The organism is Streptomyces sp. NPDC002144 (assembly GCF_053593695.1).
Window position 1 is genome coordinate 1 of the sequence record NZ_JBSFDB010000019.1, and the last position, 23,226, is coordinate 23,226.

At 72.1% G+C, this 23,226-nt stretch carries 18 protein-coding genes and 1 pseudogene; 15 read left to right on the forward strand and 4 right to left on the reverse strand.

Translation table 11 applies throughout. The features are described from left to right. Nucleotides 1–687 (forward strand): annotated as a pseudogene (locus ACWCQ1_RS26765) (tetratricopeptide repeat protein); the annotation flags it as partial. Nucleotides 688–900: 213 nt separating this feature from the next. Further along, a complete protein-coding gene (locus tag ACWCQ1_RS26770) occupies nucleotides 901–1,698 on the forward strand; it encodes a hypothetical protein (RefSeq protein WP_451027605.1) in 798 nt (265 codons plus the stop codon). 75 nt (nucleotides 1,699–1,773) lie between these two features. On the opposite strand, the gene ACWCQ1_RS26775 is transcribed toward ACWCQ1_RS26770, so the two are convergent. Further along, nucleotides 1,774–3,066 carry a DUF1015 domain-containing protein gene (locus ACWCQ1_RS26775; RefSeq protein WP_451027552.1) on the reverse strand — a complete coding sequence of 431 codons (1,293 nt, stop codon included), beginning with the start codon at nucleotides 3,064–3,066 and terminating at the stop codon, nucleotides 1,774–1,776. A 72-nt stretch (nucleotides 3,067–3,138) separates the two neighbouring features. On the opposite strand from ACWCQ1_RS26775, the gene ACWCQ1_RS26780 reads away from it, so the two are divergent. The 4 genes from ACWCQ1_RS26780 (at nucleotide 3,139) to ACWCQ1_RS26795 (ending at nucleotide 7,163) form a co-directional block, all read left to right on the forward strand. Then, on the forward strand, nucleotides 3,139–4,167 hold the full coding sequence (locus ACWCQ1_RS26780) for an HAD hydrolase-like protein (RefSeq protein ID WP_451027553.1): 1,029 nt from the start codon (nucleotides 3,139–3,141) through the stop codon (nucleotides 4,165–4,167). Between the two features lie 67 nt (nucleotides 4,168–4,234). After that, complete coding sequence (locus ACWCQ1_RS26785; RefSeq protein ID WP_451027554.1) at nucleotides 4,235–5,278, forward strand: FecCD family ABC transporter permease; 1,044 nt, start codon at nucleotides 4,235–4,237, stop codon at nucleotides 5,276–5,278. Further along, a complete protein-coding gene (locus ACWCQ1_RS26790) occupies nucleotides 5,275–6,312 on the forward strand; it encodes a FecCD family ABC transporter permease (protein WP_451027555.1) in 1,038 nt (345 codons plus the stop codon). The genes ACWCQ1_RS26785 and ACWCQ1_RS26790 overlap by 4 nt, the downstream gene beginning before the upstream one ends. Further along, nucleotides 6,309–7,163 (forward strand): ABC transporter ATP-binding protein, encoded by an 855-nt coding sequence (locus ACWCQ1_RS26795; protein WP_358605224.1) that lies wholly within the window; start codon nucleotides 6,309–6,311, stop codon nucleotides 7,161–7,163. Before ACWCQ1_RS26790 ends, ACWCQ1_RS26795 begins: the two co-directional genes overlap by 4 nt. 33 nt (nucleotides 7,164–7,196) lie before the next feature. On the opposite strand, the gene ACWCQ1_RS26800 is transcribed toward ACWCQ1_RS26795, so the two are convergent. Beyond that, nucleotides 7,197–7,544 (reverse strand): SCP2 sterol-binding domain-containing protein, encoded by a 348-nt coding sequence (locus ACWCQ1_RS26800; RefSeq protein WP_358605221.1) that lies wholly within the window; start codon nucleotides 7,542–7,544, stop codon nucleotides 7,197–7,199. 42 nt (nucleotides 7,545–7,586) lie between these two features. On the opposite strand from ACWCQ1_RS26800, the gene ACWCQ1_RS26805 reads away from it, so the two are divergent. The 5 genes from ACWCQ1_RS26805 (at nucleotide 7,587) to ACWCQ1_RS26825 (ending at nucleotide 12,906) form a co-directional block, all read left to right on the forward strand. Further along, nucleotides 7,587–7,904 (forward strand): hypothetical protein, encoded by a 318-nt coding sequence (locus ACWCQ1_RS26805; RefSeq protein ID WP_358605218.1) that lies wholly within the window; start codon nucleotides 7,587–7,589, stop codon nucleotides 7,902–7,904. Nucleotides 7,905–7,911: 7 nt separating this feature from the next. Beyond that, complete coding sequence (locus tag ACWCQ1_RS26810) at nucleotides 7,912–8,727, forward strand: hemolysin (protein WP_133047304.1); 816 nt, start codon at nucleotides 7,912–7,914, stop codon at nucleotides 8,725–8,727. Then, entirely contained in the window at nucleotides 8,724–9,629 is a 906-nt protein-coding gene (locus ACWCQ1_RS26815) for an NAD kinase (protein WP_133047303.1), read from the forward strand. The genes ACWCQ1_RS26810 and ACWCQ1_RS26815 overlap by 4 nt, the downstream gene beginning before the upstream one ends. A gap of 87 nt (nucleotides 9,630–9,716) precedes the next feature. Beyond that, entirely contained in the window at nucleotides 9,717–11,435 is a 1,719-nt protein-coding gene (recN, locus tag ACWCQ1_RS26820) for a DNA repair protein RecN (RefSeq protein WP_133047318.1), read from the forward strand. A gap of 334 nt (nucleotides 11,436–11,769) precedes the next feature. Next, entirely contained in the window at nucleotides 11,770–12,906 is a 1,137-nt protein-coding gene (locus ACWCQ1_RS26825) for a glycosyltransferase family 4 protein (protein WP_451027556.1), read from the forward strand. Here the strand turns inward: ACWCQ1_RS26825 and ACWCQ1_RS26830 are convergent. Next, nucleotides 12,899–14,551 (reverse strand): PucR family transcriptional regulator, encoded by a 1,653-nt coding sequence (locus tag ACWCQ1_RS26830; protein ID WP_358605210.1) that lies wholly within the window; start codon nucleotides 14,549–14,551, stop codon nucleotides 12,899–12,901. The genes ACWCQ1_RS26825 and ACWCQ1_RS26830 overlap by 8 nt on opposite strands. A 276-nt stretch (nucleotides 14,552–14,827) precedes the next feature. Continuing rightward, nucleotides 14,828–16,630, reverse strand: coding sequence for a glycoside hydrolase family 15 protein (locus ACWCQ1_RS26835; RefSeq protein WP_133047317.1), 1,803 nt, complete (start codon nucleotides 16,628–16,630; stop codon nucleotides 14,828–14,830). Between the two features lie 463 nt (nucleotides 16,631–17,093). Between ACWCQ1_RS26835 and ACWCQ1_RS26840 the strand changes: the two genes are divergently transcribed. The 4 genes from ACWCQ1_RS26840 to ald all read left to right on the forward strand — a co-directional run bounded on the left by ACWCQ1_RS26840 (nucleotide 17,094) and on the right by ald (nucleotide 22,936). Next, a complete protein-coding gene (locus tag ACWCQ1_RS26840) occupies nucleotides 17,094–18,761 on the forward strand; it encodes a CTP synthase (RefSeq protein ID WP_133047300.1) in 1,668 nt (555 codons plus the stop codon). 87 nt (nucleotides 18,762–18,848) lie between these two features. Next, nucleotides 18,849–19,475, forward strand: a complete 627-nt coding sequence (locus ACWCQ1_RS26845; RefSeq protein ID WP_451027557.1) for an NUDIX domain-containing protein — start codon at nucleotides 18,849–18,851, stop codon at nucleotides 19,473–19,475. Between the two features lie 158 nt (nucleotides 19,476–19,633). Beyond that, on the forward strand, nucleotides 19,634–21,676 hold the full coding sequence (locus tag ACWCQ1_RS26850; RefSeq protein WP_451027558.1) for a tetratricopeptide repeat protein: 2,043 nt from the start codon (nucleotides 19,634–19,636) through the stop codon (nucleotides 21,674–21,676). A 144-nt stretch (nucleotides 21,677–21,820) separates the two neighbouring features. Further along, nucleotides 21,821–22,936 (forward strand): alanine dehydrogenase, encoded by a 1,116-nt coding sequence (ald, locus tag ACWCQ1_RS26855; protein WP_207929927.1) that lies wholly within the window; start codon nucleotides 21,821–21,823, stop codon nucleotides 22,934–22,936. Nucleotides 22,937–23,226 lie beyond the last annotated feature (290 nt).

Genomic DNA, 23,226 nt, shown 5'->3' on the forward strand with positions numbered 1-23,226 from the left:
GACCGTGGTCCCCGTCCGGCTTTCCAGCGTGACGATCGTGACCGTGACCGTGGCCCGCGTCGGGACGACCGTGACCGTGACCGCGGCGGCTTCCGTCGTGACGATCGCGGTGACCGGGGCGAGCGTCCCTCCTTCCGGCGTGATGACCGGGGCGAGCGGCGTGACAGCGACCGAGGCGGCTTCCGCCGTGACGACAACCGGAGCGGTGGCGGTGGGTACGGTCGCCGTGACGACCGTCCGCGCGACGACCGCGGTGACCGCGGTGGCCAGGGTGACCGTGGCGGTTTCCGCCGTGACGACCGGCGCGACGACCGCCGCGACGATCGTCGTGATGGCCGGCGGGATGACAATCGCGGTGGCGGTTACGGTCGTCGGGACGACCGGCGTGACGGTGACCGTGGTCCCCGTCCGGCTTTCCAGCGTGACGATCGTGACCGTGACCGTGGCCCGCGTCGGGACGACCGTGACCGTGACCGCGGCGGCTTCCGCCGTGACGACCGGGGCGACCGGGGCGAGCGCCCGTCCTTCCGCCGTGACGACCGCGGCGAACGCCCGTCCTTCCGGCGTGACGACCGCGGAGACCGAGGCGACCGCGGCGAGCGTCCGACCTTCCGTCGTGATGACCGGGGCGAGCGGCGTGACAGCGACCGGGGCGGCTTCCGCCGCGATGACAACCGCGGTGGTGGGTACGGTCGCCGTGACGACCGGCGAGACGGTGACCGTGACCGTGGTTCCCGCCCCGCGTACCAGCGCGACGACCGCGGTGGACGTGGTGGCCCCCGCCGTGACGACCGCGGTGGGCGCCCCGGGGGCTTCCGCGGGCGGGACGACCGGCAGGGCGGAAGCCGTTTCCGCGACGACCGCGACCGGGACCGTGGCGACCGGGAGCCGATCAAGCGGCTGCCGATCCCCGAGGACGTCACCGGCGAAGAGATCGACAAGGACGTACGGCAGGAGCTGCAGAGTCTGCCCAAGACGCTCGCCGAGGACGTCGCCAAGAACCTGGTGATGGTCGCCCGGCTCATCGACGAGGACCCCGAGGGCGCGTACGGATACTCAAAGGTGGCCCTGCGGCTCGCCTCGCGCGTGGCCGCCGTACGGGAGGCGGCCGGGTTCGCCGCGTACGCGAACCAGATGTACGCCGAGGCGCTCGCCGAGTTCCGGGCCGCGCGGCGGATGACCGGCAGCGCGGAGCTGTGGCCGCTGATGGCGGACTGCGAGCGTGGCCTTGGGCGTCCCGAGAAGGCGCTGGACATGGCCGGGGCGCCCGAGGTGCACAAGCTCGACAAGGCCGGGCAGGTCGAGATGCGGCTGGTCGCGGCCGGTGCCCGGCGTGACATGGGGCAGCTGGACGCGGCGATCGTGACGCTGCAGAGCCCCGAGCTGGCCTCCAACTCCGTTCAGCCGTGGACCGCTCGGCTGCGTTACGCCTACGCCGACGCGCTGCTCGCCGCCGGTCGTGAGGGTGAGGCGCGGGAGTGGTTCGCCAAGGCCGTCGAGGCCGACCGGGACGGCAGCACGGACGCCTCGGACCGGCTCGCCGAGATGGACGGGGTCGAGTTCGTCGACGCCTTCGACGAGAGCGACGACACCAACGGTGACGACGTTGACCTCGAAGCCGTCGACATCGAGGACAAGGACCGGGACGACAAGGACCGGGACGACAAGGACCGGGACGACGAGGACGGCAAGGGCTGACCCGGTCGGTCTGTGACGACGAAGGGCGGGGCCATACGGCCCCGCCCTTCTTTTGTGTCTTCTGTGTCGGACCGGTCAGAGGTCCAGTGCCCGCAGTACCAGACCCGACGCAGGCTTCGGGCCGAAGGACGTCGACTTGCGGGGCATGGTCACGCCCTGGCGGGCCAGGTCGCGGACGACCTCCTCGCGGACCGGGTGCATCAGGACCGCCGTACCGCCGTCGCGTTCCGCCTTCGCGACCGTGGCGGCCGTGTCGTGGATGTAGGCGATGTGGGCGGGGGAGTCCTCGGGGATGCGCCAGACGTGGTCGAGGAGGGTGGCGTGCAGGACGGTGGCGTCCAGGGTGCGCCAGGCCGCCGGGCGGCCGGCCGGGATCGTGCGGGCCAGTAGGGCCGGGTCGGGGTGGTCCAGCAGGTGGAAGGCGCCGTCTCCCGCCAGGAGGAAGGCGTTGCCCGCGCAGGCCGCGTCGGCCAGGGCCTCCAGGGCTTGTGACAGGGAGACGTCGAGACGTCGTACCCGGAACAGGCCTTCCACGGCCTCCAGTGCGTCCGCGACCGGCAGGCTGTGCAGGAGGCGGTGGATGGCGCGGACACGGAGGGGGTAGCGGGCGGTGTCGACCAGGAGGACCAGGCCGTAGTCCCAGGGACTGGGGGAGGGGTGCTCGGTGCGGAGCCGGCGGTAGGTCGCCCAGCGGTGGTGGCCGTCGGCGATCAGGGCCTGGTGCTCGGCCAGGTCGGTCTGTATGCGGGTCAGGTCGGAGGGGTCGGTGACCGACCAGAGGCGGTGACTGTAGCCGTCCTCCGTGGTGGTGGAGAGCAGGGGCGGGCGGCCGGCGACGCGTTCCACGATCTCGCTGGTGGCGGCCGACGAGCCGTTGCCGCGGTAGGTCAGCAGCAGGGGTTCGAGGTTCGCGGAGGTGGCGCGCATCAGGGCCGCACGGTCGGCGACCACATGCGGCATGACGTCCTCATGGGGCAGGACCACACCGTCCGACGGGTCGGAGACGCGTAGGGCGCCGATGATCCCGCGTTGCAGCATGCCGTCGTCGTGGCGCTGTTCGTAGACGTACAGGCCCGGTTCGGGGTCGGTGGTCAGGACGCCCTCGTCGAGCCAGCGGCGCAGGGTGTCCGAGGCCTGTTCGTTGCGGGCGTGCGGGGTGGGTGCCTGCGGGAGGATCAGGCGGACGATGTTGTGCGGGTCGGAATCCTGCAGGTGGTGCAGGCCGTCGGGGCGTACGACGACGTCGTAGGGCGGGGATGTCACGGCGGCCAGGCTGCCGACCCGGTCGGGGTCGTACCGCAGTCCTCGGAACGGGGTGAGTTCCAGGCCTCGGCGCGCCGTTGCTTCCGGGTGACCTGCAGTGTTCATCCCGGCATCGTACGTGTGTCAGTGGCGTGCGGGATGATCGGGGGAAAGCCGTCGAACGAGGAGCGATGCGGAATGAGCCAGAGCGTCAGGACGAGGCCCGAGGGCAGTGGGCAGGCCCTGAGCAAGGCGTACGACACCGCGCTGCTTGATCTCGACGGGGTGGTGTACGCCGGCGGCCTCGCCATCGCGCACGCGGTCGAGTCGCTGGCCACGGCCCGCGAGGGCGGAATGCATCTCGCGTACGTCACCAACAACGCGCTGCGTACGCCGGACACCGTGGCCGGGCACCTGACCGAGCTGGGGATCCCGACGGGCGCCGACGACGTCATCACCTCGGCCCAGGCGGTCGCGCGGCTGATCAGCGAGCAGGTGCCGGAGGGGAGCCGGGTCCTGGTGATCGGCGGTGAGGGGCTGCGGGTCGCGCTGCGGGAGCGGGGGCTTCAGCCCGTGGAGTCGGCGGAGGACGAGCCGGTGGCGGTCGTGCAGGGGTACGGCGGGCCCGAGTTGCCGTGGGGGCGTTTCGCCGAGGCCTGTTACGCCATCGCGCGCGGAGTGCCCTGGTACGCCTCCAACACCGACCTGACGATTCCGAGCGCCCGCGGTATCGCGCCCGGCAACGGCGCGGCCGTGGAGGTCGTGCGGATAGCGACCGGCGCCGAACCCCAGGTCGCGGGCAAGCCGTTGCCCCCGATGCATCGCGAGACCATCCTCCGCACAGGCGCCGAGCGGCCGTTGGTGGTCGGGGACCGGCTGGACACGGACATCGAGGGGGCGTTCAACGGCGAGGTCGACTCGCTGCTCGTCCTCACCGGTGTCACGGACGGCGCCCAACTGCTCGCCGCGCCCCCGCAGCACCGGCCGACGTACGTCGACGCCGACCTGCGCGGGCTCCTCACGGGACAGCCGGAGGTCGCCGAGGCGGGAGAGGGCTTCCGGTGCGGCGGCTGGACCGCGACGGCGGGTGCCGAGCGGCTGGAACTGGACGGTGATGGAGAGTCGTTGGACGGGCTGCGGGCGCTCTGTGCCGCCGCCTGGACGGTGGCCGGTGAGGGTGTGTGCGAGCTGGAGACGGGGAAGGCGCTGGCACGGCTGGGGTTCTGAGCACCGGGGATCGGGTTCTCAGCGCCGGGGATCGAGCGCCGATGCGAGGGTAGGCTAACCTAACCTCGTGTTGGTCGACAGTCCTCCCGAACAGCGCGCGGAGACCGCCCCCGCGCCCCCGACCCGCCGGGCGGTACGTGCCATTGGGCTGCTCGTGTCCGTCGCGGTCCTGGTGCTCGTCGCGCTGGCGAGCATCGCGATCGGCGCGAAGGGGCTCTCCCTGGAACAGGTCTGGCACGGGCTGTTCCAGGACACGGGCACCTACGGCGACGTCGTGGTCGACGAGCGGCTGTCGCGGACGGGCCTCGGGCTGCTCGCCGGCGCCGCGCTCGGCCTCTCCGGCGCGGTGCTCCAGGCGCTCACCCGCAATCCGCTGGCCGATCCGGGGCTGCTCGGCATCAACGCGGGCGCCTCGGCCGCGGTCGTCACGGCGATCACGTACTTCGGGGTCACCAGCCTCAGCGGCTACGTCTGGTTCGCCTTCGTCGGCGCGGCCGCGGTCGGCGCGCTGGTGTGGTTCCTCGGCGGCAGCCGGGGCGCGACCCCGGTGCGGCTCGCTCTCGCCGGTACCGCCATCAGTGCGGCCCTGTACGGCTATCTGCAGGCCGTGATGATCACCGACGACGCCGCGCTCGGCAGGATGCGCTTCTGGACGGTCGGTTCGCTGGCCGCGGCGACCGACTCGACGATCCTCCAGGTGCTGCCGTTCCTCGCCGTCGGCACACTCCTCGCCCTCGGACTCGCCCGGCCGCTCAACGCCGTGGCCATGGGCGACGACACCGCCAAGGCCCTCGGCGCCAACCTCAACCGCACCCGGGCGCTGTCCATGCTCGCCGCGACCGTGCTGTGCGGCGCGGCGACCGCCGCCTGCGGGCCGATCGCGTTCGTGGGGCTGATGGTCCCGCACGCCGTACGGTCCTTCACCGGTCCCGACCTGCGCTGGATCCTGCCGTACGCCACCATCCTGTCCCCCGTGCTGCTGCTCGGCGCCGACGTGATCGGCCGGATCCTCGCCCGCCCCTCTGAGCTGCAGGTCGGCGTCATCACCGCGCTCATCGGCGGCCCGGTCTTCATCTTTCTGGTACGACGGCGGAGGACGGCGCAGCTGTGAAGACCACCCGAGTCCTGCGGACCCCCGGCGGGCTGTCGCTGCGCCTGGACGTCCGCGCTGTCACCGTCGTCGCCCTGCTGCTGCTCGCCGCGCTCGCCGCGAGCGTCCTGCTCATCGGCACCGGCGACTTCCCGATCCCGGCCGGCGACGTGGTGAGGACGCTGCTCGGCGACGGCAACGCGGGCCAGGAGTTCATCGTCAGGGAGCTGCGGCTGCCCCGGGTCCTGGTCGGTCTGCTGGTCGGCGCCTCCCTCGGGCTCGGCGGGGCGCTGTTCCAGACCGTCACCCGCAATCCGCTGGGCAGCCCGGACGTCCTCGGCGTCGGGCAGGGGGCGACCGCCGGGGCCCTCACCATGATCGTGCTGTTCTCCGGGAGCGCGGCCCAGGTCACGCTGGGCGCGCTCGTGGGCGGCCTGGTGACCGGGCTGGCCATCTATCTGCTCGCCTGGAAGCGGGGCGTGCACGGATACCGGCTGGTCCTGGTCGGTATCGGCGTCTCCGCGGTCGTCACGGCGGTCAACGGCTATCTGCTCACCATCTCCGACCTGGTCGACGCGGCCCGCGCGGTGGTGTGGATGACCGGTTCGCTCAACGGCCGGGACTGGGACCAGGTCTGGCCGCTGCTCGCGCTGTGCGCGGTGCTCGTGCCGATCGTCCTCGCCAACGCCCGCGGGCTGCGGATGATGGAGATGGGCGACGACGTCTCGAACGCCCTCGGCGTGCGCGTCGAGCGCGTGCGGGCCCTGCTGATGGTGGCGGCCGTCCTGCTCGTCGCCACGGCCACCGCGGCCGCCGGCCCCGTCAGCTTCGTCGCCCTCACCGCCCCGCAGCTCGCCCGCCGGCTGACCGGCTCACCCGGCCCCAACCTGCTGCCGTCCCTGTGCATGGGCGCCGCCCTCCTGGTCACCGCCGACTGGGCCTCCCAGCGTCTCCTCGGCGCCGACCAGCTGCCCGTCGGCGTGGTCACCGGCGTCCTCGGCGGTGTCTACCTGCTGTGGCTGCTGGTCACCGAGCGCAAGGCGGGCCGGATATGAGCGGCTCGGCGAACCCGTACACCCGAAGGAGCACCGTGAACCGCCTGTCCGCCGAGAACGTCACCCTCGCCTACGACCAGCGGGTCATCGCCGAGCAGCTCTCGGTGGAGATCCCCGACAACTCCTTCACGGTGATCGTCGGCCCGAACGCCTGCGGCAAGTCCACGCTGCTGCGGGCGCTGTCGCGGATGCTCAGGCCCAGTCAGGGCCGGGTGCTCCTCGACGGGCAGGTCATCCAGTCGATGCCGGCGAAGAAGGTCGCCCGCACGCTGGGTCTGCTGCCGCAGTCGTCGATCGCGCCCGACGGGATCACCGTCGCCGACCTGGTCGGCCGCGGCCGCTACCCGCACCAGGGCCTCCTGCGCCAGTGGTCCGCCGAGGACGAGCGGGTCGTCCAGGAGTCCATGGCGCGGACCGGGGTCGCCGAGCTCGCCGAGCGGTACGTGGACGAGCTGTCCGGCGGGCAGCGGCAGCGGGTGTGGATCGCCATGGCGCTCGCCCAGCAGACCCCGCTGCTGCTGCTCGACGAGCCGACTACCTACCTCGACATCCAGCACCAGATCGACGTGCTCGACCTGTGCGCCGAGCTGCACGAGGAGCACGGGCGGACGCTGGTCGCCGTGCTGCACGACCTGAACCACGCCGCCCGGTACGCCACGCATCTGATCGCGCTGCGCGAGGGGACGGTCGTCGCCGAGGGCGCGCCGAAGGACATCGTCACTGCCGAGCTGGTGGAGGAGGTCTTCGGGCTGCGCTGCCAGGTGATCGACGACCCGGAGACGGGGACGCCGCTGGTGGTCCCGGCGGCGCGCACGGCACGCGCGCGCGTGGTGGCTGCAGAGGCTTCTTGAGACAGCGGCTGCAGAGGCTTCTTGAGGCGGCGGCTACAGAAGCTTCCTGAGCTGGAACAGGTCGCGCAGGCCCGCCTCCAGCTTCACCCGGCCCGAGCCCCACGCTTTGGCGAAGTTCAGCTCGCCGTTGACCAGGGCCACCAGGTCGTCGCCCTTCATGGTGAGTCTGATCTGGGCCTTCTCCGTCGGTGAGCCCTGGATCGTGTCGTGGACGACGATCCGGCCGCCGGTCATCCGGCCGACGAAGGTGATGTCGAGGTCGGTGATCCGGCAGCTCACCGAGCGGTCCAGGGACGCGGCGGTGCGGACGTCCCCCTCGGCGTGCTGCATGTTGTCCGAGAGCTTCTCGAGTGCGGCGCGGCACTCCTCGATCGTGGCCATCGGGATCGACGGTACCCCAGGGCTTCGGGGTAGCGTCTGGGCATGAGCGACACAGTGCCGGAGGGCGACGGCCCGCAGGAACCACCCGAGCCGGTGGACGAACCGGCGTACGACCCCGCCGCCCCCGCCCCGCTGAACGTCCCCCGCATCCCGACCGGCGACGCCGAGGTCGACGCCCAGCTGGAGCGGCTCGGCGACGCCGACCACCTCGCCACGGACGGACATCTCGAGGTGTACGAGGATGTGCACCGGGGGCTGCGCGACGCGCTGACCGCGCTCGACGCACGCCCGGGACCTCCGGCGCCCTCACCGTCGTACGGCACGAGGGGGCCTTCACCCTCGTATGGCAACAGGAGCTGAACCGAACGTGGCAGGAGTCGCACGTCGCCGTCTGGACGCGGAGCTGGTGCGCCGCAAGCTCGCGCGCTCGCGTGAGCACGCCGGGCAGCTGATCGCGGCCGGACGGGTCACCGTCGGCAAGACCGTCGCGACCAAGCCGGCCACCCAGGTGGAGACCGCCGCGGCGATCGTCGTCGCGGCCGACGACAACGACCCCGACTACGTCTCGCGCGGCGGGCACAAGCTCGCGGGCGCCCTGCAGGCGTTCGTGCCGCGGGGGCTCGTCGTCGAGGGGCGGCGGGCGCTGGACGCAGGCGCCTCCACCGGTGGTTTCACGGATGTGCTGCTGCGCTCGGGGGCCGCGCACGTCGTCGCCGTCGACGTCGGCTACGGACAACTCGCGTGGACTCTGCAGAGCGATGAACGCGTCACCGTCAAGGACCGTACGAACGTACGCGAGTTGACGCTCGAAGCGATCGATGGGGAGCCTGTGGATCTTGTCGTGGGGGATCTGTCCTTCATCCCGCTCGGCCTGGTACTGCCCGCCCTGGTGCGGTGTGTGAAGCCGGATGCCGATCTGGTGATGATGGTCAAGCCGCAGTTCGAGGTGGGGAAGGAACGGCTGGGCAGCGGGGGAGTGGTACGGAGTCCGCAGTTGCGGGCGGAGGCTGTGCGGGGTGTCGCCCACAAGGCGTGGGAACTCGGACTCGGGGTGAAGGGTGTCACCGCCAGTCCGCTGCCCGGACCCTCCGGGAACGTCGAGTACTTTCTGTGGCTGCGGGCCGGAGCACCCGAACTGGACCCGGCCGATGTCGATCGTGCAGTTGCGGAGGGGCCGCGTTGACACAGAACCGAGCTCGTACGGTTTTCCTGCTCGCCCACACGGGACGGCCGGCGGCCATCCGTAGCGCCGAGTTGGTCGTGAAGGGGCTGCTGCGCGAGGGGATCGGGGTACGGGTCCTGGAGTACGAGGCCGCCGACCTGCCGCTGCCGGAGGAGGTGGAGCTGGTCAAGGAGGCCACCGCCCAGTGCCTCGAGGGGTGCGAGCTGCTGATCGTGCTCGGCGGCGACGGGACGCTGCTGCGCGGAGCCGAGTTCGCTCGCGCGTCCGGGGTGCCGATGCTGGGCGTCAACCTCGGGAGCGTGGGGTTCCTCGCGGAGGCCGAGCGGGACGACCTCGACAAGGTGGTCGACCGGGTGGTGTCGAAGTCGTACGAGGTCGAGGAGCGGATGACCGTCGACGTCGTCGTTCACCGCAATGGGGACATCGTCCACACGGACTGGGCGCTGAACGAGGCGGCCGTGCAGAAGGCCGGGGCCGAGAAGCTGCTCGAGGTCGTCCTCGAGATCGACGGGCGGCCGGTCACGGGGTTCGGCTGCGACGGGATCGTGCTGTCCACGCCCACCGGGTCGACCGCTTACGCGTTCTCGGCGGGCGGGCCCGTGGTGTGGCCCGAGGTCGAGGCGCTGCTGATGGTGCCGATCTCCGCGCACGCGCTGTTCGCGAAGCCGCTGGTGACCTCGCCGAACTCCGTGCTCGCCGTCGAGCTGCTGCCCCACATTCCGCCGGGTGTGCTGTGGTGCGACGGACGGCGGACGTTCGAGCTGCCGCCGGGGGCGCGGGTGGAGGTGCGGCGGGGCGCGGTGCCGGTGCGGCTGGCTCGGCTGCATCACGCGTCCTTCACCGACCGGCTGGTGGCGAAGTTCGCGCTGCCGGTTTCCGGATGGCGGGGAGCGCCGCACTGACCCCCCGGGACATCCACTCGCCCGAGTGACAGGGTGCCTCGCGTATCTCCGTCCCTACCTCGTAAGGTCGTAGCCGTGCTGGAAGAGATGCGGATACGGTCGCTCGGTGTCATCGACGACGCGGTCGTCGAGCTGTCGCCCGGGTTCACCGCCGTCACCGGTGAGACGGGTGCGGGCAAGACCATGGTCGTCACCAGTCTCGGGCTGTTGCTCGGCGGCCGGGCGGACGCGGCGTTGGTGCGGATCGGGGCCGAGAAGGCCGTCGTCGAGGGCCGGATCACCGTGCCCGCGGACGCCTCCGCCGTGGTGCGGGCCGAGGAGGCCGGGGCCGAGCTCGACGACGGGGCCCTGTTGATCAGCCGTACCGTTTCCGCCGAGGGGCGGTCGCGGGCGCACGTGGGCGGGCGGAGCGTGCCGGTGGGGCTGCTCGCCGACCTCGCCGACGACCTGGTGGCCGTGCACGGTCAGACCGACCAGCAGGGACTGCTGAAGCTGTCCCGGCAGCGGCAGGCGCTCGACCGGTACGCCGGTGAGGCCGTGGCCGGGCCGCTCGCCAAGTACGGCGAGGCCTATCGCCGGCTGCGGGCCGTCTCCGTCGAGCTGGAGGAGATCGTCACGCGCGCGCGTGAGCGGGCCCAGGAGGCCGACATGCTGCGCTACGGCCTCGAGGAGATCGCCGGCGTCGAGCCGCGGGCCGGGGAGGACGTCGAGCTGGCCGAGGAGGCGGAGCGGCTCGGGCACGCGGAGGCGCTGTCGTCCGCCGCCACGGCCGCGCACGCCGCCCTCGCCGGGAATCCCGAGGACCCCGAGGGCATCGACGCCGCCACGCTCGTCGCGGGCGCCCAGCGGGCACTGGACGCCGTGCGGTCGCACGATCCCGCGCTGTCCGCGCTCGCCGACCGGATCGGGGAGATCGGGATCCTCCTGGGCGACGTGGCCGGGGAGTTGGCGGGATACGCCGACGACCTGGACGCCGATCCCCTGCGGCTGGCGGCGGTTGAGGAACGGCGGGCCGCGCTCACCGGGTTGACCCGGAAGTACGGCGAGGACGTCAACGCCGTGCTGGCGTGGGCCGAGCGGAGCGCGGCACGGCTGACCGAGCTGGACGGAGACGACGAGCGGATCGACGAGCTCACCGCGGAGCGGGACGCGCTGCGTTCCGAACTGGGCGGGCTGGCGCAGGCGTTGACGGACGCGCGGGCGGAGGCCGCCGAGCGGTTCGCCGCGGCCGTGACCGCGGAGCTTGCCTCGCTCGCCATGCCGCACGCGCGCGTGTCGTTCGAGATCCGGCAGACCGAGGATCCCGAGGGCGTGGAGGTCGGCGGGCGCACGGTCGCCTACGGGCCGTCCGGTGCCGACGAGGTGGAGCTGCTGCTCGCCCCGCATCCGGGGGCGCCGCCGCGGCCCATCGCCAAGGGGGCGTCCGGCGGTGAGCTCTCGCGCGTGATGCTCGCCGTCGAGGTCGTCTTCGCGGGGACGGATCCGGTGCCGACCTACCTCTTCGACGAGGTCGACGCCGGTGTCGGCGGCAAGGCGGCCGTCGAGATCGGGCGGCGGCTGGCCAGGCTCGCCAAGACCGCGCAGGTCGTCGTCGTGACCCATCTCCCGCAGGTCGCCGCCTTCGCCGACCGGCAGTTGCTGGTCGAGAAGACCAACGACGGGTCCGTGACCCGCTCCGGCGTGAAGGTGCTGGAGGGCGAGGAGCGGGTGCGGGAGCTGTCCCGGATGCTCGCCGGGCAGGAGGACTCGGAGACGGCGCGGGCGCATGCGGAGGAACTGCTGGCCACGGCTCGCGCGGACGTGTAGGAGCCGGTGGGGGTGAGTCTCATCACGCGGTCCGTGGGCGGCCGTTGGGGCGGGGCGAGCGGTCGCTGAGGCCGGTGGTGCGCCAGGGGCGCCTGTGCCGTCCGCGCGCACCAACCCTCCACCGGACCGTCGCGGAACGCCCCCTTCTCACTCGTGTGAGTGACCCGGCCCCGGTCTCCGGCGGTTGCCCGGCGCCTCCGCGGTGCCGGAACACCCGTACGTGCTGGCATCCTTGAGTTGGTACGTGGAGGAAACAGCGCGGTACACCCCCACCGCCCGGTCCTTCTGTACCTTCTTCGTGACCGCCCGACGCCGAACCAGGAGCCCCGGCCACGTGAGCCCCGTCAGCAGCCCTACGCCGCACGGTCAGTCGTCGCTGCGCACCGTGCAGGTGCTGGGCGGCGGCAACGCCGGCAGCAGCGCGCATGTGCGCTCGCTGGCCTCCGGGCTCGTCGCGAGGGGCGTGCGGGTGACAGTGTGCGCCCCGGTCGAGGCCGATCACCTCTACGACTTCACGGGCACCGGCGCCGAACACGTGCACGTGCCCCGCAGCAGCGACCCGGGGTCCGTGGCCGTGCTGCGGGAGGCCTGCAGGAACGCCGACCTGGTGCACGCCCATGGACTGCACGCCTCCTTCCGGGCCGCCCTCGCGCTCAGCGGACGGCGCACCCCGCTGGTCGTCACCTGGCACAACCACGCGCGGGCTGAGGGGGCCCGGGCCCATCTGCTGCGTCTGCTGGAGCGGCGGGTGGTGAAGGCGGCCACCGTGGTGCTCGGCACGACCTCGGACCTCGTGGACCGCGCCCGCCGCACCGGAGCGCGCGACGCACGGCTCGCCGCCGTGGCGCTGCCCGGCCGCCGCGGCACCGCCGAGCACGACGACCCGGAGCGGCTCGGCTCCAAGATCCGGGCCGAACTCGGCGCCACCGGGCGCCCGTTGCTGATGGCCGTCGGCTCGCTCGACCGGCACCGCGGCTACGACACCCTCCTGGACGCCACCCGCGCCTGGTGCCGCCTCGACCCCGTGCCGCTCGTCGTCATCGCCGGCGAAGGACCGCTGCGGGGCATGCTGCAGCGCCGTATCGAGGACGAGGAACTGCCCGTACGGCTCCTCGGGCGGCGCGACGACGCGAGCGAACTGCTCACCGCCGCCGATGTCGCGCTGCTGCCCAGCAGTTGGGAGTCCCGCTCCGTGCTCGCGCAGGAAGCCCTGCACGCGCGTGTGCCGCTCGTCGCGACCCGCGTCGGCGGCGTCCCCGAACTCGTCGGCGACGCCGCGGAACTCGTCCCGTACGGCGACGCGAAGGCCCTCGCCGACGCCGTCACCCGGCTCCTGACCGACCCCGCCCGCTGTGAGCTCCTGAAGGACCGGGGCACCCGGCAGGCCGCCACCTGGCCGACCGAGGACGAGACGGTCGCCCAGGTACTGAGCGTCTACGACGAGTTGACGCAGCCCCGGCCCCTCATCTAGCGATCTGGGGCACGTGCCGGCGCGCCCTGAGCGCCAGGCTCAACGCCAGTACGGTCTGCGGGTCTTCGAGGTCCGTGCCGAGCAACTCGCCGATGCGGGCGAGACGGTTGTAGAGCGTCTGCCGGTTGAGGTGGAGTTCGCGGGCCGTTTCCGCCTTGCGGCCCGCGTGTGCCAGGTACGTCTCCAGGGTGGGCAGCAGGGGCGGCCGGGAGCGCTCGTCGTGGTCGCGCAGGGGGCCGATCGCGCGGTCGACGAAGGCCGCGAGGTCGGGGTGGTCCCGCAGCCGCCACAGCAGGAGGTCGATGTCCAGGCGGCGGGCGTCGTACCAGGGGCGGTCCGTCAGGCCCTGCGCCGCCGTCGCGGTCTCCGCCGCGTGCCGCAGCCCCGCCGACGCAGCCGCCCAGCCGCCCGCGACGCCCACGACCACCACCGGCGGCTGCGCCCCCGGCCGCTGCATGCCGGCCCGCTCCACCCCGGCCCGCAGCGCCGCAGCCACCCGGTCCGCGACCGCCGGCCGCTCCGACTCCGACCGCAGGCCCAGCAGGACGAGGACACGGCCCTCCACCGGCCGTACACCCAGCAGCACCGGCACCCCCACCGAGGCCAGCTCCTCGGAGACGGCACGCGCCAGCACCGCCCAGCCGCCCCCGGGCGACAGGGCGTCCCCGAGCCGCATGACGACCGGCAGCAGCGGGCTGGTGCCCGGCTTGAAGCCCAGCACGCGCGCCTGCGCGGGAGCGTCCTCGGCGGTGATCCGGCCCTCGGCGAGGTCGGTGAGGAAGTCGCCGCGTCCGCGCGCCGCCAGTTCCTCCTCCTGGCGGGCCTGCATCAGCACGACGGCGAGGATGCCCGCGGTCCGCTCGGCCGCCATCCGGTGGACGGGCCCCAGCGGGGCCCGTACGGGCAGCAGCACCAGCCGTGCGCGCACCGAACCGGTCCCCGGGCCGCCCCCGGGCACGTCCACGAGCACGGAGCCGGACGGCGGGGTGTCCTTGTGCTGGCCGCGCAGCCCCTCCCACACCTGGAGCGGGTCCGCGCCCTCGGGGCCCTCCCCGGCGGCGTACAGGAGCTGGCCGTCGGGTGTCTCCAGGAAGACCGGGTTGCCGCCGAAGCCGGCCAGGATGCCGAGCACCTGGGGCACCCCGCCGCCGCCCAGCAGGGCCTCCGTACAGCGGCGGTGCACCTCCTCGGCCCGCTGGAGCAGCGCGTAGTGGCCGTTGACGATCTCGGTGTGGATCTCCTCGGTGACCGTCACGAAGGGCACCTCGCGGTGCAGCTGGACCAGGGGCAGACCGGCCGCGCGTGCCGTGTCGACGAGGGCCGCGGGCAGACGGGTGAAGCGCGGGCCCAGCTCGACGACGAGGGCGGCGATGCCGCGTTCGGCGAGGGTGCGGACGAACACGCGCTGGTCGGCCGGGCGGGTGCCGAGCCCGTAGCCGGTGGTCAGCAGCAGCTCGCCGCCCTTGAGCAGCGAGGCGATGTTGGGCACTTCGCCGGCGTGCACCCAGCGCACGGTGCGCTGCAGCCGGTCGGCGCCCGCGAGCACCTCGGGCAGCCCGCTGCGCAGCCCGGGCAGCTCCAGCGCCCGCTGAACGGTGATGCCGGCGCCCTGGGTGGCGAGTCTGCTGTCCGTGCCGCTGTCCATAGCCGGACGCTACCTGCGCGGATGCCACCGCAACAGCTCGGGCCCGACGCAAGCGCCCCCGGGCGGCACCGAGGGCGAACGTCGTCCGCGGTCCGCTGGCCGCGAGCACCTGGGCGGCGCCCCGGTGCGCCCGCGGGCGGCCACGGCAGCGCCCCGAAGGGGCGCGCCGAGCCGCGGTCGTCATGCGCTCGGCCGCGGGCCTGACCAGCCACGACGGTGGCGCGGAGGACAGACGGCCGCCACGGCGTCCGGCTTCCCGCGTCCGCGGCGGAGCGTCTAGCCGCCGTACGCCCCCGACGCCGTCAGACGCAGGGCCGTGTCGATGAGCGGCACGTGGCTGAAGGCCTGGGGGAAGTTGCCCACCTGGCGCTTGAGACGCGGGTCCCACTCCTCGGCGAGCAGCCCGAGGTCGTTGCGGAGCGAGAGCAGCTTCTCGAAGAGCTTCCTCGCCTCGTCCACGCGGCCGATCATCGCGAGGTCGTCGGCCATCCAGAACGAGCAGGCCAGGAAGGCCCCCTCGTCGCCGGGGAGGCCGTCGACGCCCTCGCTGTCGCCCTCGGTCGGGTAGCGCAGGATGAAGCCGTCGGGGGTCGACAGCTCGCGCTGGATGGCCTCGATGGTGCCGATGACGCGCTTGTCGTCGGGCGGCAGAAAACCCATCTGCGGGATCAGCAGCAGCGAGGCGTCGAGCTCCCTGGAGCCGTACGACTGCGTGAAGGTGTTGCGCTCCTTGTCGTAACCCTTTTCGCACACGTCCCGGTGGATCTCGTCGCGCAGCTCCTTCCAGCGCTCCAGCGGGCCGTCCGCGTCGCCGGACTCGATGAGCTTGATGGTGCGGTCCACGGCGACCCAGGCCATGACCTTGGAGTGCACGAAGTGCCGGCGCGGACCGCGCACCTCCCAGATGCCCTCGTCCGGCTCGTCCCAGTGCTGCTCCAGGTAGCGGATCAGCTTCAGCTGGAGGAGGGAGGCGTAGTCGCTGCGGGCCAGGCCCGTCATGTGGCCGAGGTGCAGGGCCTCGGTGACCTCGCCGTACACGTCGAGCTGGAGCTGGTGGGCGGCGCCGTTGCCGACGCGCACCGGCGCCGAGTTCTCGTAGCCGGGCAGCCAGTCCAGCTCCGCCTCGCCCAGCTCGCGCTCGCCCGCGATGCCGTACATGATCTGCAGGTTCTCGGGGTCGCCGGCGACCGCCCGCAGCAGCCACTCGCGCCAGGCGCGGGCCTCCTCGCGGTAACCGGTGCGCAGCAGCGAGGACAGGGTGATGGCCGCGTCGCGCAGCCAGGTGTAGCGGTAGTCCCAGTTGCGGACGCCGCCGATGTCCTCGGGGAGGGAGGTCGTCGGTGCGGCGACGATGCCGCCGGTCGGGGCGTACGTCAGCGCCTTCAGCGTGATCAGCGAGCGGATCACCGCCTCGCGGTAGGGGCCGTGGTACGTACAGTGCTCGACCCACTCGCGCCAGAAGTCCTCCGTGGCCTCCAGGGACGCCTCCGGCTCCGGCAGCGGCGGGGGCTCCTTGTGCGAGGGCTGCCAGGAGATGGTGAAGGCGATCCGGTCCCCGGGGGCGACCGTGAAGTCCGAGTACGTCGTCAGCGACTTGCCGTAGGTCTCGCACTCGGTGTCGTACCAGACCGAGTCGGGGCCTGCGACGGCGACCGTGCGGCCGTCGTGCTTGTGCACCCAGGGCACGACACGGCCGTACGAGAAACGCATGCGCAGGGCCGAGCGCATGGGGACGCGGCCCGAGACGCCCTCGACGATCCGGATCAGCTGCGGGGCGCCGTCACGCGGGGGCATGAAATCGGTCACTCGGACCGTGCCGCGCGGGGTGTCCCACTCGGATTCCAGGATCAGCGAGTCGCCGCGGTAGCCGCGCCGGGCCGCCCGCGGGGGCTGGGCGTCGGAGGCGTGGGCGGGGCCCAGCCGCCAGAAGCCGTGCTCCTCGGTGCCCAGCAGACCGGCGAAGATGGCATGCGAGTCGAAGCGGGGCAGGCACAGCCAGTCCACCGTGCCGTCCCGGCAGACCAGGGCAGCGGTCTGCATGTCTCCGATGAGTGCGTAGTCTTCGATGCGCCCGGCCACGTGCAACTCCAGTCGAACGGCCACGTCACCCCCAGCAGGGGGCTGTCGCTATTGCGGTCAAGGGGTCGTTGTAATGCGTCGTTGAGCGGTGAAGCAAAGCAGTCGTGCCTGCCGTGTGGCAAAACGACAATTGATGCTCAACGAACTGACGAGCTCTCGTTGTTCCGGTCATCACGTGCGGGGGTGGTGACGTGTATCCGGCCGGGCTCGGCAGTGAGTGTCCGAGCAGGATACGACGCACGTAGATGATCTGTGTGCCGCTCCCGGCAACCGAGATCGGCCGAACGGGTGAGCAACCGCCGGGAAACAGCGGAAGACGTGCACGTCCGTGGCGGCCCGTGTGCGGAGCGTGGCCGGAAGCCGCCGGCTGCGGTCGCTGATACCCTGGTAGCCCGTGGACCGGTGGGCGAGAAAACCCCGGAACCGCAACCCAGACCGCGACCACGGGAGCCCCCTCTTGGCCATGCCGCCGCATGTTTTTCGAAACAGCACAGCCACGACGACCAAGCACATCTTCGTCACCGGGGGTGTCGCCTCCTCCCTGGGCAAGGGACTGACGGCCTCCAGCCTCGGCATGCTGCTCAAGGCGCGCGGCCTCAGGGTCGTGATGCAGAAGCTCGACCCGTATCTGAACGTGGACCCGGGCACGATGAACCCCTTCCAGCACGGTGAGGTCTTCGTCACGAACGACGGGGCGGAGACCGACCTGGACATCGGACACTACGAGCGCTTCCTCGACCGTGACTTGGACGGCTCCGCCAATGTCACTACGGGACAGGTGTACTCGACGGTGATCGCCAAGGAGCGGCGCGGCGAGTACCTCGGTGACACCGTGCAGGTCATCCCGCACATCACCAACGAGATCAAGCACCGGATCCGCCGGATGGCGACCGACGAGGTCGACGTCGTCATCACGGAGGTCGGCGGCACGGTCGGCGACATCGAGTCGCTGCCGTTCCTGGAGACGGTGCGCCAGGTGCGGCACGAGGTCGGCCGTGACAACGTCTTCGTCGTCCACATCTCCCTCCTGCCCTACATCGGCCCGTCGGGAGAGCTGAAGACGAAGCCGACCCAGCACTCGGTTGCGGCCCTGCGCAACATCGGTATCCAGCCGGACGCCATCGTGCTGCGCTGCGACCGCGAGGTGCCGACCGCGATCAAGCGCAAGATCTCCCTGATGTGCGACGTCGACGAGGCCGCCGTGGTGGCCTGTCCCGACGCCCGCTCGATCTACGACATCCCGAAGACCGTGCACGGCGAGGGCCTGGACGCCTATGTCGTCCGCAAGCTGGACCTGCCCTTCCGCGACGTGGACTGGACGACCTGGGACGACCTGCTCGACCGCGTCCACAACCCCGACCACGAGATCACCCTCGCCCTGGTCGGCAAGTACATCGACCTGCCCGACGCCTACCTCTCGGTCACCGAGGCCCTGCGCGCCGGCGGCTTCGCCAACAAGGCCCGCGTGAAGATCAAGTGGGTCACCTCCGACGACTGCAAGACCCCGGCCGGCGCCAAGGCGCAGCTGGCGGACGTCGACGGCATCTGCATCCCCGGCGGCTTCGGCGACCGCGGTGTGCTCGGCAAGGTCGGCGCGATCAGGTATGCCCGCGAGAACAGGATCCCGCTGCTCGGCCTCTGCCTGGGCCTGCAGTGCATCGTGATCGAGGCCGCGCGCAACCTGGCCGACATCGGCGACGCCAACTCCACCGAGTTCGACCCGGCCACCGCCCACCCGGTGATCTCCACCATGGCCGAGCAGCTGGACATCGTCGCCGGTGAGGGCGACATGGGCGGAACGATGCGCCTGGGCATGTACCCGGCCAAGCTGGCCGAGGGCTCCATCGTGCGCGAGGTGTACGACGGCAAGGAGTACGTCGAGGAGCGGCACCGCCACCGCTACGAGGTCAACAACGCCTACCGCGCGGAGCTGGAGAAGAAGGCGGGCATCCTGTTCTCCGGCACGTCGCCGGACGGCAAGCTCGTGGAGTACGTGGAGTACCCCCGCGAGGTGCACCCTTACCTGGTCGCCACCCAGGCGCACCCCGAACTGCGCTCGCGTCCGACCAGGCCGCACCCGCTGTTCGCGGGCCTGGTGAAGGCCGCCGTCGAGCGGAAGAACTCCGACTGACACAACAGTTGTACGGTGGCCGGGGCGCTCGCATTCAAAAGGTGAGCGCCCCGGCTGCTCTTTTTTGCACGTGGGGAAGGACAGGGCATGACGATCAAGGACACTCCCGAGGAGTGGGAGATCCGGGCGACGAGGACCCCGTTCGTGGGCAACAAGACCTCCGTCCGCACGGACGACGTGGTCATGTCCGACGGAACGGTCGTCCACCGCGACTACCAGGTCCATCCGGGCTCGGTCGGCGTCCTCGCCCTGGACGACGAGGGACGTGTCCTGGTGATCCGCCAGTACCGCCACCCCGTGCGCCAGAAGCTCTGGGAGATCCCGGCCGGCCTGCTCGACGTGCCCGGCGAGAACCCGCTGCACGCGGCCCAGCGCGAGCTGTACGAGGAGGCGCACGTCAAGGCCGAGGACTGGCGGGTGCTGGCCGACGTCTACACCACCCCGGGCGGCTCCGACGAGGCCGTGCGGATCTTCCTGGCCCGGGATCTGTCCGAGGCGGAGGGCGAGCGCTTCGCGGTCGAGCACGAGGAGATCGACCTGGAGTACGACCGTGTGCCGCTCGACGAGCTGGCCCGGGGCGTCCTCGCGGGTGAACTGCACAACAACTGCCTCGTGGTGGGCGTCCTTTCGCTCATCGCGGCGCAGAACGGCGACGGGCTCGACGCGCTGCGTCCGGCCGAGGCGCCGTGGCCCGCGCGTCCGTTCGAGTCCTGAACACTTCCCGGCGTGTCGGTGTGACCATCGGCTGATCCGATCGAGGGACCTGTCCGCCGCGCTCCACCAGGAACGTTGCAGAGCGTGAACTAGGCTCTGACCCATGCCCGGACCGGGGTCCCGGCGGGCTTGCGTGCGGTGGGACGGGAGTGTGGCCCGTGACGGATCAGGCGGTGGACACGGAAGGCGGCGCACGGCTGTCGGAAAGTCAGTTCCTGGGCCGTACAAGGGAGTTGAAGGAGCTGCGCGCCGACATCGAGCGCGCGGGGCTGGACACCCTGTCCGGGAAGAAACCCCCACGCGCGCGTGTCCTGCTCATCGCCGGAAAGCCCGGCTCCGGACGCACCGCGCTCGCCGAGGAACTCGTACGACAGGTCGCGGACCGTTACGACGACGGAGTGCTGCGCGCCCGGCTGAGCGAGCCCGACGGCACCCCCGTCCCCGTCGAGCGTGCCGCCCGTGAGCTGCTGGCCGCCCTGGACCTGCCCACCCCTGCCGGAGCCGCCGCCGACGACCTGACCCAGGCCCTGCGCACCGCCCTCGCCGACCGGCGGGTCCTGCTGCTGCTCGACGACGCGGCCGACGCCGAGCAGGTCGACGCTCTCCTCCCGGACACCCCCGACTGCCTGGTCGTCGCCGTGTCCGGCGGCCCTCTCACCGGCATCTCCGACGTCCGCCCCTGCACCCTGGGCGGCCTCGACACCAAGTCCGGCCTGGAGCTGCTCACCCGCCACACCGGCTCGGTCCGCATCACCGTCGACCCCCGTGCCGCCGAGGGCCTGGTCGAGGAGTGCCAGGGGCAGCCCGCGGCGCTGACGCTGGCCGGCGGCTGGCTCGCCGCGCGCCCCAAGGCGGCCGTCGCCGACCTGGCCAAGCAGCTGCACAGCGAGGACGGCGAGGGCACCCCGCTCAGCCGGGTCTTCCGGCTCGTCCACGGCTCGCTGCCCTCCGCCTCCGCCCGGATTCTGCGACTGCTCTCGCTGGCCCCGGCCGGCCTCGTCGACCCGCACACCGCCGCCGCGCTGGCCGGCTGCTCCGTCGACGGCGCGCGCTCCGCCCTGGACGACTTCGTCGCCCTCGGCCTGCTGCACACCGTGGACTCGCCGCTGCCCCAGTACGAGGTGCCCGGCTGTCTGCACCCCCTGCTCAGAAAGCTGGCCGTGGCCCAGGACCGCCCCGGCGAGCTCCAGCTGGCCCGCGCCCGGATGCTGGAGCGGACGGTACGCCTGCTGCAGTCCTGCCGGACCATCACCGAGACCGACGACCCCGAGGCCCGCGAGAAGCTCCAGGCCATGCCCCGCTGGCTGCGCTTCCCGAGCCCCCGGGCCGCCGAGGAGTGGCTGCGCATCCGGCGGCCCGCCCTGCTGGCCTCCGCCCGGGCCGCGGTGGCCGACGGGGAGCTGGACACCCTCGCCAGACGCCTGATGTCCCAGCTGGTCAGGGCGATGGTGGCGCACTTCGGCACCCAGGCCGCCGCGCCCGACCTGTACGGCGTCCACGCGCTGGTCCTCGACGTCGCCGAGCGCCGGAGGCTGCCCCGGGAGAAGGCCGCCGCGCTGCTGAACCTGGGCGATCTGGACGGCCAGACCGGCCGCACGGCGCAGGCCCTGGTGCGGTACCGGGCCGCGCTGGACGCCGGACGCGAGGCGAACGACCCGTACGCGACCGGGCGCGCGATGGAATCCGTAGGCGGCGCGCATCTGGAGCTCGAGGACTACGACCGGGCCGCCGACTGGTTCGGCCGGGCCCTGGCCCAGCGGCTGGCCCGGGACGAGCGCGCCGAGGCCGCGCGGCTGTACGGCCGTATCGCCGCCGCTCACACCTACGCGGGCCGCTACGGCGAGGCGCAGCGCAACTGGCGGGCCGCTGCCGCCGGGTACCGCAAGAACGGCGATGTGGCGGCCCACGCCCGGGCGTTGAGCGAGCTCGCGCGCGTCCAGGAGTACGCGGGGCGGCCCGAGGAGTCGCTGCGCACCTGCCACGAGGCGCTGGAGTGGGCGCGCCGGGCCGAGGACCAGCGGCTGCAGGCCGCGCTGCAGCTGCGGCTCGCCGACACGCTGGAGCACCTCGGCGATCCGGCGGCCGCCGCACTGCACCGGGGACGGGCCGAGCGCCTCCTCGGTGACGAGCCGGAACAGTCCGATGACACGAAACCTGCCGCTGATGCCTGCGAAATCCGTAGTACATCCGCTGGAGATTGATGCAATGAAAGGCTAGACAGCGGGAACACCTTCATTAAACTGGCTCTGCCGCACCTTCTCCTGCGGTGTCTCCCGGTGTGTTCCGTCATGCCTGGGTACGTGTTGTATTGCCCCACATCCACTGAGCCAAGGACCGTGATCCACGTGAAGGTCGGCATCCCCCGCGAGGTCAAGAACAACGAGTTCCGGGTGGCCATCACCCCCGCCGGGGTGCACGAGCTCGTGCGCCACGGCCACCAGGTCGTCATCGAGCGGGGCGCCGGCCTCGGCTCGTCGATCCCGGACGAGGAGTACACCGCCGAGGGTGCCCAGATCCTGGACACCGCCGACGAGGTCTGGGCCGCCGCCGACCTGCTGCTGAAGGTCAAGGAGCCGATCGCCGAGGAGTACCACCGCCTCCGCAAGGACCAGACGCTCTTCACCTACCTGCACCTGGCCGCCTCCAAGGAGTGCACCGACGCGCTCATCGAGTCCGGCACCACGGCGATCGCCTACGAGACCGTCGAGCTGCCCAGCCGCGCCCTGCCGCTGCTCGCGCCCATGTCCGAGGTCGCGGGCCGGCTGGCCCCGCAGGTCGGCGCCTACCACCTGATGCGCTCGGTCGGCGGCCGCGGTGTGCTGCCCGGCGGCGTGCCCGGCACCCAGCCCGCGCGTGCCGTCGTCATCGGCGGCGGTGTCTCCGGCTGGAACGCCACCCAGATCGCCGTCGGCATGGGCTTCCACGTCACGCTGCTCGACCGCGACATCAACAAGCTCCGTGAGGCCGACAAGGTCTTCGGCACCAAGGTCCGGGCGATCATGTCGAACGCCTTCGAGCTGGAGAAGGCCGTCCTGGACGCCGACCTCGTCATCGGCGCCGTGCTCATCCCGGGCGCCAAGGCCCCGAAGCTGGTCACCAACGAGCTGGTCGCCCGGATGAAGCCCGGAAGTGTCCTTGTCGACATCGCGATCGACCAGGGCGGCTGCTTCGAGGACTCCCGTCCGACCACCCACGCCGACCCGACCTTCACGGTCCACGACTCGGTCTTCTACTGCGTCGCCAACATGCCCGGCGCGGTGCCCAACACCTCCACCTACGCGCTCACCAACGCCACGCTGCCCTACATCGTCGAACTCGCCGACCACGGCTGGGTGGAGGCGCTGCGCCGCGACCCCGCGCTGGCCAAGGGGCTCAACACCCATGAGGGCAAGGTCGTTTACCGCGAGGTCGCGGAGGCGCACGGACTGGAGCACGTGGAGCTGGAGACGCTGCTCGGCTGAGCCCGATCGAGCCGAAAACGTAAGTCACCTTTTCGTAAAGGCGATACGTCAACAAGGCGTGTCAACCGTTCGCACCCGGCCGGACCTTGCCCCACAAGGTCCGGCCGGATGTGTGTATGGTCACTTTGCGCCTCTCGGTCAACTCGCCTCGAACGTAACCCTTCGACCGATTCGCACACCGGCGAAACCTGCCGTGCGACGGCCGTACGCCCTTGACAGCGGGATGTTTCATTGCCGACACATCGGGCCGGGTCCGGCGGATTGTGTTGCTGCGGACGCCCGACACGCCA